Here is a 9,261-nt window from a genome sequence, read left to right as displayed (position 1 = left end):
GTTTTGAACCTTAGACAGTCCAAAACCCTAGATCGGACACGGCGTGCACGCGCGCAACCCCACCCAAACAACCCACACATAAGTCAGAGGCGCCTCAAAAAACGCCCTTGACCGTCAACCCACGAACAAACCGCACCCGCCACCAGCACCACCACCCAACATCAACCCGCAGCGTCTGATATTCCTCCGATGGCGCCGGAGTCGGCGGATCCGGTCCGGCGATGATCGGGGGTGTGCGCACCTTGACCGCCCTGACCTCGGCCGACATCGACAACTTCCGGATCATCGGCGAAGAGGGCAGCCCTGATCTGTTGAGCGAGCTGATCGGCGGCGAGATCGTCGTTCGCGGGCCGATGGCCGGGCGCGCCTGCCGAATCTGGGCTGTGATCAGCAAGCAGATCATGCTGCGGTCGGCCGCGCGTGCTCTGGTCTCGGCGCGAACCGGGTTGGCGACACCGCACGGGTTCTTCATCCCCGACATGACAGTCGTCGAGCGGCCTGGCTTCTGGTGCGGGCGGCCCTCGTGGGGGCCTACGCTGCGGCCGGAATTCCGCTGTACCTGCTGGTCGACCGTGATCGTCAGGAGACCGTCCTGTTCAGCCGGCCCGATGTCGAAGCTCAGGACTACCGCGCCGGCATCCGTGTCCCCTTCGGCTCGGCCCTCGAACTCCCCGCGCCGTTCTCCTTCACCCTGACCGATTTCACGCCGCGCGCCGACTGATCGCGCGCGGCCGCGGCCCCCCGCCCCCGTCGCGCGTATCCAGCCCCCGGCTCGCCCTTGTCCCCGTCCCGGCTCTCTGGCGTAATTGAACACATCAGCCTTGTGAGACGGGAGACTGCATGGCCTCACCAGCACGCGGACACCACCGCATCCTTCGGTGGCTGAACCATCCGCGGCGGCTGGTGCGCCTGAGTGCGGGGCAGCGGCGTCGGTTCATCCTGGTCGTGGGGAACACGATCGTCACCTCCGGTGCCATCGTTCTGCAGGTCTCCGCGCGCGGGAACCTCGTGGTGTGGACGCTGGCGCTGATCGCCGTCTCGCTCATCACCGGCATCCTCGCGATCGGTACCGAGTGGCTCATCGTCGAGGGGGCGGCCAAGGCGCCGGAGGGGCGGCGGGCCAGTTGGCCGGATCCGCGGGTGGGTAACGGGGCCGGGCCGCTGAGTTTGGAGCTGCCGCCCGCGGACGAGCAGTTCGTCGGGCGGCGGCAGCAGCTCGATCAGCTGCGGGACATGCTGGAGCGGGTCGCCAACGACGGTCGCGGTGCCCCGGTGCTCGCTCTGTACGGCATGGGCGGCGTCGGCAAGACCTCGCTCGCCGTGCAGTTCGCCGAGGAGGTGCGCAGCGACTACCCCGGCGGTGTGCTGCACCTCTCGCTCAGCACGCTGAGCGCTGGCGGCCCTTCCGGCCGCGACGCGCCCGATCCCTCCACCGCCCTCGGGCGCCTGCTGGCCGCGCTCGGGGTGCGCGCCGGGGAGGTGCCGCCCGACGAGGACGCGCGCCGCCGCCTCTATCACGACCGCCTCGTCGGCCGCCGGGTCCTGGTCGTCCTGGACGACGCCAAGTCCGCCGCGCAGGTGCGTCCGCTGCTCGCGCGGGTCCGCGGCTGCGCCACCGTGATCACCAGCCGCCGCCCGCTGGGCCTGCTGGAGGCCGAGCCCTTCACCGTCGGCGGGCTCGACGACGGCTCGCTGCGCGAGCTCCTCGTCCGGCACGTCGGAGCCCGCCGCGTCGAGGACGAGCCCGACGCCGCCCGCCAGATCATCCGCGCCTGCGGCGGCCTGCCGCTGGCCCTGCGCCTGGTCGCCGCCCGGCTGGCCGCCGACAACCACCGCACCCTCGCCGAGCTCGCCGCGCGCCTGAGCCTCGACGAGTTCCGCTCCGGCGACGTCCGCGTCCGCGACGCCATCGAGGTCTCCTACGCCGAGCTCGATCCGCGCAGCCGCCGGGCCTTCCGGCTGCTGACCCTGTTCCCCTCCATATCCCTGCGGGAGTGGGCCCCGGCGCCGCTGCTCGACATCCCGGTGGCCGCCGCCCTGGAGGTCATGGAAGACCTCGTCGAAGCCCAGCTGCTGGAGCGGGCGGCGCGCGGCAGCTCCAACGGCACCGAATACCGCTTCCACGCCCTCGTGCGCGAGTACGCCGAGGAGCGCCTCGCCGCCGAGGAAGCCCCCGCCGAGCAGCGCGCCGCGCTGGCCCGGCTCGGCGGCGCCTTCCTCGCGCTGGCCGAGTACGCCGAGCACCTCACCGACCCCACGGTCCCGCGCCACGGCCGGGACGGCGGGGCGCTGCCGTCCAGCGCCGAGCACTGGCACGTCGACGACCCCGACCTGCTCCGCTACGCCGAGTACGGCCCGACCCGCTGGCTGCTCGGCGACTGCCGCCGCCTGGGCCGCATGGTCGAGCGCGTGCACGCCGCCCAACTGTGGGACCTGTGCTGGGAGCTCTCGGTGGTCCTGGCCCGGGTGCTGGAGACCGTCTACACCGTCTGGAACCGCTGGGACGACGTCCTGCACGCCGGCCTGGACGCCGCCGCCCGCCGCGGCGACCGCCGCGCCGAGTCGATCATCCACCAGGGCTACGGCGTCCTGCGCCACTACCAGGACCGCTTCGACGAGGCCGAGCAGCACTTCACTGTCGCGCTGCGGCTGTGCCGCGAGATCGGCCACCGCCCCGGGGAGGCCTACACCCTGCGCTGGATCGGCCGCGGCCACTACTTCGCCGGCCACTTCGCCGCGGCGGTGCACGACCTGGAGCAGGCCCTGGAGCTGTCCCGCGAGCTGGGCAACAAGCTCGCGGAGGCCCGCGTCCTGCGCGACCTGTCCGAGGCCTACGCCGGACTGCGCCGCTTCACCGACGCCGAGGAGGCGATACGCGCGGCGCTGGCCCTGTTCGAGGGCGACGCCGTCGGCCAGGGCGCGGACTGGGACGTGCGCCAGCCCGCCGAGGCCGCCCGGGCCCGCCGCGACCTCGGCGTGCTGCTGAACCGCCGCTACAAGTTCGCCGAGGCCGAGCGCCAGCTGACCTCGGCTGTCGACACCCTGACCGAGCTCGGCCACTGGTTCTGGCGCGCCTCGGCGGTCTTCGACCTGGCCATGCTGCGCCTGCGCCAGCACCGCCCGATCGAGGCCGAGGCCCTGATGTGGCAGTCCTTCGACACCTTCAACGACTCCGGCTACCGCTACTGGACCGCGGTCGTGGGCCGCCGCCTGGCGATGCTCCGCCTGGAGCAGGGGCGGGTCGAGGAGGCCGTGGAGCTGATGATGCCGGTGCTGGAGACGTTCCAGCAGCTGGGCCTGGGGCTGTGGGAGAGCTACACGCTGCGCGTGCTGGCCTGGGCACGCCGCGAGGAGGGCCGGCTGGACGTCGCCGACCAGCACCTGGAGGACGCGGCCGCGCTGGCCGAGCGCTACCAGGACCCGTGGGGCCTGATGCGGGTGCGCTGGATGCAGGCCTCGGTGTGGATGGCGCAGGGCCGCGCGGCCGACGCGGTGCGGCTGTACCGGGAGGCGGCGGCGACCGCGGCCCGCTACGAGGAGCCGTGGCAGGAGGCTGAGATCCTGGCCGACCTGGCGAAGGCGCTGCGGGCGACGGGGGATCGGGCGGCGGCGGCGCGGGCCGAGGCCGGCGCGAAGGAGGTCGCGGCGAGCTTCGAGCCGCAGCATTGGGGACGGCGGCGGCGACGGCGGCGGTGGCGCGGCCGGCGGTGGGGGCGGCGATGGACTCCGGTGGCGTTCAGGAGGCGTGAGCCGCGATCGTAAGGCGTCGCTGAACCCTGATATGCCGGGCGGCCGTTCCAGGCCGTCCACGGCGCTCTGCGCGGCTCCCTGGCGCGCTACGGCGCCCTGTGCCGCCGTGTGCCGCCCTCCGCGGCGTTCACAGCCACCCCCACCGCGTCACCAGCCATCCGAGCTGCACCCGGCTCCGCGCGCCGGCCACCGTCATCAGGTCCCTGATGCGGCGCTCGACGCTGCGCCGGCTCAGGTACAGCGAGCGCTGTGCGGTGGCGCCGGAGTCGGCGAGCATCAGCTCCAGCAGGCGGCGGGCCTCGCAGTCCGGGGCGCGCAGGAGCGGGACGGGCTCGGGGCCGTGGGCCGGCAGGCCGGTGAGGGCCGCGTGCCGGCCCAGCTGCATGCGGTTGCGGCAGCCGGCGCCGTCCATCAGGGTCCGTACGTACCGCTCCACCGTCCGCTCGCTGACGCCCAGGCGATGCGCCACGGCTTGGTCCGTCAGACCGCCGATCAGCAGGACGAGGGTCCTCTCCTTCGTGTCCATCACTATGTCAAACGCTGAGCGTCCGGATTCGGTTGTATCGGCCCGGTGTCGGGTAGTCGCCATCGCAGAATGCAGGGTGCTGACAACGGCACGCGCGAGCCGGTCGATTAATGTGTCATGAGCCCGTTCAGATGTAAGGCCCTGGCCGCCGTGGCGCTGGCGGCGTCACTCGGCGCCTCGGGCGTGACCCCGTCCGTCGCTGCCGCAGACTCCGCGGCCCCTCGCGTGTCAGCTCTGTCGGCTGCCACCTCATCGATCGTGACTTTGCCGACCGGCGACCGGCTGAGCCTCGGCCCGCACGGCACCGTCACTCCGTTGTCCGCCGACCACGCCGATATGACCGGCTTCAACGACGCCTCCGGCGACCGTTACCTGGTCCCGGCCGAGGCCGCACCTTATGCCGGCCATCAACTGGACGTGTCGCTGTTCGACCTGACAAAGCTCGCCGTAGTCGAAGCGAACCAGAACCCTGCGACGGCACGGATTCCGGTCCGGCTCACCTACCGGTCGGGTTTCGCGCCGACGGCCCCGGCGGGCGTCACGCTGACCGCGGTCACCCACGCCGCGTCGACGGGATCCACCGCGACCGGCTATCTCACCGTCGACTCCGGCCGGGCGCTGGCCGAGGCGCTGCGGCAGCAGATCGCCGCGGACCGGGCCGCGGGGAAGGCGGCCGGAGCCTCGGGGCTGCCCGACGGCCTGTTCTCGATGGCGCTCGCCGGCTCGACCGCGCCGGCCACGCCCTTCTACCCCCTGAACATCCTGCAGATCGACGCGATCGATGCGAACGGCCAGCCTGCGAACATCGAGGTCGAGCTGATCGACACTGACAATTCCCAGATCTTCATGAGCCCGGTCACGGTGATGAACGGAGTCGCGCGGATCGCCGTCCCGGTCGGCCACTACGCGGCCTACGCCACCTTTTTCCAGATCGATTCGCAGGGCGATGTCGTCAAGGACAGCTTCGTCTCGATCCAGGACTTCCAAGTCCCGGCCACCGGTCCGGTCCCGACCCAGACGCTCGACGCGCGCACCGCGACGTCGCGGATCAACGTCACCACCGACCGGGCGGCCGCCCCGAACCTGTATCTGGACGCTGTCGTCCGCACTCCGCTGACCGGACCGGCCGACATCGTCTTCCAGGTGGCCAAGTCGCCGACCGGCCTGTACGTGAACCCCGCGCCGAAGGCGTCGGTGGGGAGCTCGGAGTTCGCCGTGGACTGGAACTCCGTCGCCCCGTCCTACCAGTACGTCGTGGCCTACCATTCGGACCACGTGGACGCGAACCAGACCTACGCGGCCCACGACGCCGACCTCGCGACGGGCACCGACACCCTCGCCGGCGATCCCGCGTACGGCACCTCGCAGCGGACGCTGTCCGGGGGCCTGTCGACCGACGCCGCCGGATTCCTGATCGGTGGCGGTTTCCCCAACGGCAGCACTGCCACCACCTACTACACCCCTGGTACGTGGAGCCGCAGTCTGCTCGGGCCGGGGTATTCCGGGCAGGGGAGCGGCATCATCGGGCCGGTCCTGTACTCCGATCCGGTGGAGTTCGCCCGCGGCACGACCGTCGCCCACACCTCGAATCAGGGCCCGATGACGCCCGGGGTGCGCCGGCACGCCGTGCCGGATCTCTATGACAGCTGCGGGGCCTGCGCGGGCGCCGGCGGCCTGAACGTCACGCTGCCGCAGGTCGGCGACAGCAACGTGGACACCACCGGGAGCACCGTGGGCACAGAGACGGACGCTTACTACTGGAACGGCACACCGATCGTGTCCAACCCCCCGGTGCCGCCGTCGCTCGGGCTGGTCCTGGGTGCCGCCCCGGCCGGCCCGGCGACGGTGCGCGTCGTCGTCGACATCGACCGCACCGAGGCCGGCGCGACTCAGTCCACGAAGACGCACACGGATGTTTCGTTCCGCTACATGGGCAAGGCCGATCCGGCCGCGACGCTGCCGGCCGGCATCACCTGCCTGGCCGCCGAGGCCGCGGCGGCGGTCGGCAACCCGTCCGGGCCGTGCCAGATCCTCCCGGTCCTGACGATCACCTACCGGCTGGCCGGCCTGTCAGCGACGAACACCTCGCAGTCGCGCGTGCAAGTACTGGGCCTGGACATCGGCCATGAGAGCTTCGGCGGTCGGGGCCCGCGCGCCGCGGTGACCTCGGCGCAGGCGTCGCTGTCCACGGACGGCGGTGCGACGTGGCACGACGTGCCGACGCTCGGCGCGTTCGGGCACTATGTGGCGCTGTGGCCGAACCCGGCGGCGGGCACCTCGCTGACGCTGCGGGTGACGGCGAAGGACGCCGTCGGCGGCACGATCGAACAGACTGTCACGAATCCCTACACCGTCGGCTGAGCTTGCGCCCTTCCGAAGCCCTCCGGGGTCGTAGGATCGCAGGGTTCTGACCCGGCGCTTCCCGCCAGGGGCGCCGGGTCCGGCATGCCCGCTCCGGAGTCGGCCGGCGCAGTCGGCCGGCGCAGTTAGCCAGCACAGTCAGCCGGCGCCGCGCGGCCGCCGCGGATGCTTGGGCCGCCGCAACCCGGCCGCCGTCAACCGCTGCAACAACTCCCGCGACCGTACCGGCAGCGCCCCGGCGGCGACCGCCTGCTCATAGAGGTGCGCCGGAAGGTCGTAGTGGTCGCGCTCGAAGCCGCGCGGCGGCACCCCCAACCGCTCGGCGAACGCGTGCAGCTCGGCGAAGGAGGTGTCGCTCACCAGGTGCGACCACAACCGACCGTGGCCGGGCCAGGTCGGCGGGTCGATGAGGATCACTCGGTCATCAAAGCACATCGGGATGGGTCATGCCTTTGAGCCCAGCGGTGCTCACCGCATGGATCGCTCAGCCTCCCGCCGCCGCCAAGGCAGCCACCACATCCGCCTCCACCAGCGCGGCGTTGATCTGCGCGGCGGTCGCGGTCGCCGCGCCGGCCGCCGCGATGACTCCGGTGGTCGGGTCGGCGACGTTGCCGGCGGCCCAGACTCCGGGCACCGAGGTGCGGCCGGCGGGTCCGGTCTTGAGCCAGCCGGTTTCGGGGTCCTTTTCGCAGCCGAGTGCGTCCAGCAGGGTGCTGTTGGGCTCGAAGCGCGGGACCAGGAACAGTGCCTCGCGGGGGATCCGAGTGCCGTCGGTCAGCTCGATCGCGGTCAGGTGGTCGTCCTCGGTGGCCAGGCGCTGGACCGGCCGTTCCTCGATGCGTACTCCGCGCGCTGTGAGCTTGGCGCGGTCGGCGTCCTCAAGGGGATGGCCGTTCAGGAAGTAGACCAGGTCCGCGCTCCACTGGCGGATCAGGAGGGTGTGGTGCGTCGACATCGGGCCGGTCGCCAGGGTCGCCAGCGGCGTGTCCTGGACTTCCCAGCCGTGGCAGTAGGGGCAGACGTGCACGTCCCGCGCCCACAGCTCGGCCAGGCCCGGCACGTCCGGCAGCACGTCGGTCAGCCCGGTGGTGACCAGCAGTTGCCGTCCGGTCGCTTCGCAGCCGCTGGCCAGCGTGACGCGGAAGCCGTCCGCGGTCTGCTCGGCCTTCTCCGCGTAGTCCGTCACGATCACGCCGCCGTACGACAGCACCTCGTCGCGTCCGTGCTCCAGCAGCTCAAGCGGGGGCATGCCGTCGCGGGACAGGTAGCCGTGCATGTGGCCGGCCTTGGCGTTGCGGGGCGCGCGGGCGTCCACGACGAGAACGCTGCGGCGCGCGCGGCCGAGCATGAGCGCTGCGGACAGCCCCGCTGCGCCGCCACCGACGATGACGACGTCGTAGTCCTGCCGGTGGTCCGTATCGTGCGTAGTGACCATGGTGTCCATGTGATCTCCTCCGCTGCCGAGGATGCGCCGGCGGCGCGGCGGCGGGCAAGAAATGTTGCCGACTTGGCAAACTGGAGGCATGGACGACCAGCTCGCCGCCGCCATCGGCACCCGCCTGCGCGCCGCCCGCCGGGCCAAGCCCCTGACCCTCGCCGAGGCCGCCGAGGCCACCGGCATCTCGGTCAGCACGCTGTCCCGCCTGGAGACCGGCGCGCGGCGCGCGACGCTGGAGCAGCTGCTGCCGCTCGCCGACCTCTACGAGGTCTCGCTCGACGAGCTCGTCGGCCGGGCCGAGCCACCCCGCAAGCAGGGCGACGGCCGGGTGATCGTGCCGCTCACCAAGGAGCCCGGCGGCCTGCGCGCCTACAAGATGACGCTCCCGCCGCGCGCCGACGACGAACCCGCGCCGCAGCTGCGCACCCACGAGGGCTGGGAGTGGATGTACGTGCTCAGCGGCCGCATGCGGGTGCTGCTCGCCGAGCACGATCTGCTGCTGGGCAAGGGCGAGGCGGTCGAGTTCGACACTCACGTCCCGCACTGGTTCGGCGCCGCCGGCCCCGCGCCGGTGGAGGTGCTGACGCTGTTCGGGCCGCAGGGGGAACGCGTGCACGTCCGGGCCCGGTCGCGCGGGCAGTGGGGGTAGGGCGACGGGGATAGCGAGAGGGCAAAACGGGCGCTGCTGCTTGATGTGTGGTTGTGGCGGGTGCGGTTTGTTTGTGGGTTGACAGTCAAGGGCGTTTTCTTACGGCTTCGCGCGGGTTTAAGAAGGATCCGCTGGGTGGCGCAGTTCGGTTGAGCGTGGTGCGCTGCGTTGGCGGCCGCCGGTGATGCTGGACACGACCGCGCCGGTCCGGGTCACTGCGCACGCGTCGCGTGTGCGGCAATCGTCGGGCGTGGTGGGCACCTGAAGTCAAGAGCAGGCGCCTCCGGCGGGGGCACTCCAGACTCTGAGGGATCCCCAACCCCCCGCGTCGGCGGCGGTCTGAGTGTTGGTCGCCTGTGGTGTGGACGGGGGTCCACTCGGGTGCGTACACGTGCGGGTAGTGAGGTGGTGTGCCCAAGACGCGGGAATTCTTCCCACAGGTGGGGTTGTCCCGGGTTCCCCGTCGCGTCGGCGGGCGTAGCCAAGCTGACCGGGCCGGTGGTGTCAAGTCGCACGAAACCGCACCACAGCAGCGTG

General features: G+C 72.0%; 8 protein-coding genes. 4 read left to right on the top strand and 4 right to left on the bottom strand.

Annotated elements, in window-relative coordinates; all coding sequences use genetic code 11:
- Positions 1-94: 94 nt before the first annotated feature.
- Positions 95-472, bottom strand: coding sequence for a hypothetical protein (locus tag ABH935_RS50645; RefSeq protein ID WP_370385204.1), 378 nt, complete (start codon positions 470-472; stop codon positions 95-97).
- A gap of 51 nt (positions 473-523) precedes the next feature.
- On the opposite strand from ABH935_RS50645, the gene ABH935_RS50640 reads away from it, so the two are divergent.
- Positions 524-721, top strand: coding sequence for a hypothetical protein (locus ABH935_RS50640; protein ID WP_370385203.1), 198 nt, complete (start codon positions 524-526; stop codon positions 719-721).
- Between the two features lie 119 nt (positions 722-840).
- A complete protein-coding gene (locus tag ABH935_RS50635; RefSeq protein ID WP_370385202.1) occupies positions 841-3,762 on the top strand; it encodes a tetratricopeptide repeat protein in 2,922 nt (973 codons plus the stop codon).
- Positions 3,763-3,877: 115 nt separating this feature from the next.
- Here ABH935_RS50635 and ABH935_RS50630 read toward each other — a convergent pair whose 3' ends face one another.
- A complete protein-coding gene (locus ABH935_RS50630; RefSeq protein WP_370385201.1) occupies positions 3,878-4,276 on the bottom strand; it encodes a LuxR C-terminal-related transcriptional regulator in 399 nt (132 codons plus the stop codon).
- A gap of 258 nt (positions 4,277-4,534) precedes the next feature.
- Between ABH935_RS50630 and ABH935_RS50625 the strand changes: the two genes are divergently transcribed.
- Positions 4,535-6,637 carry a hypothetical protein gene (locus ABH935_RS50625; RefSeq protein WP_370385200.1) on the top strand — a complete coding sequence of 701 codons (2,103 nt, stop codon included), beginning with the start codon at positions 4,535-4,537 and terminating at the stop codon, positions 6,635-6,637.
- Between the two features lie 138 nt (positions 6,638-6,775).
- Here ABH935_RS50625 and ABH935_RS50620 read toward each other — a convergent pair whose 3' ends face one another.
- Positions 6,776-7,072: a DUF4031 domain-containing protein gene (locus ABH935_RS50620; protein WP_370385199.1), complete on the bottom strand. Its 297-nt coding sequence runs from the start codon at positions 7,070-7,072 to the stop codon at positions 6,776-6,778.
- 49 nt (positions 7,073-7,121) lie between these two features.
- Positions 7,122-8,081: an NAD(P)/FAD-dependent oxidoreductase gene (locus ABH935_RS50615; protein ID WP_370385198.1), complete on the bottom strand. Its 960-nt coding sequence runs from the start codon at positions 8,079-8,081 to the stop codon at positions 7,122-7,124.
- A gap of 79 nt (positions 8,082-8,160) precedes the next feature.
- On the opposite strand from ABH935_RS50615, the gene ABH935_RS50610 reads away from it, so the two are divergent.
- Positions 8,161-8,724, top strand: coding sequence for a helix-turn-helix domain-containing protein (locus tag ABH935_RS50610; protein ID WP_370385197.1), 564 nt, complete (start codon positions 8,161-8,163; stop codon positions 8,722-8,724).
- Positions 8,725-9,261: the final 537 nt, after the last annotated feature.

Source organism: Catenulispora sp. GAS73 (genome assembly GCF_041262085.1).
Taxonomy (GTDB): Bacteria; Actinomycetota; Actinomycetes; order Streptomycetales; family Catenulisporaceae; genus Catenulispora.
Note: the sequence above shows the minus strand (reverse complement) of the source record. Positions and strands in the feature narration are given on the sequence as shown.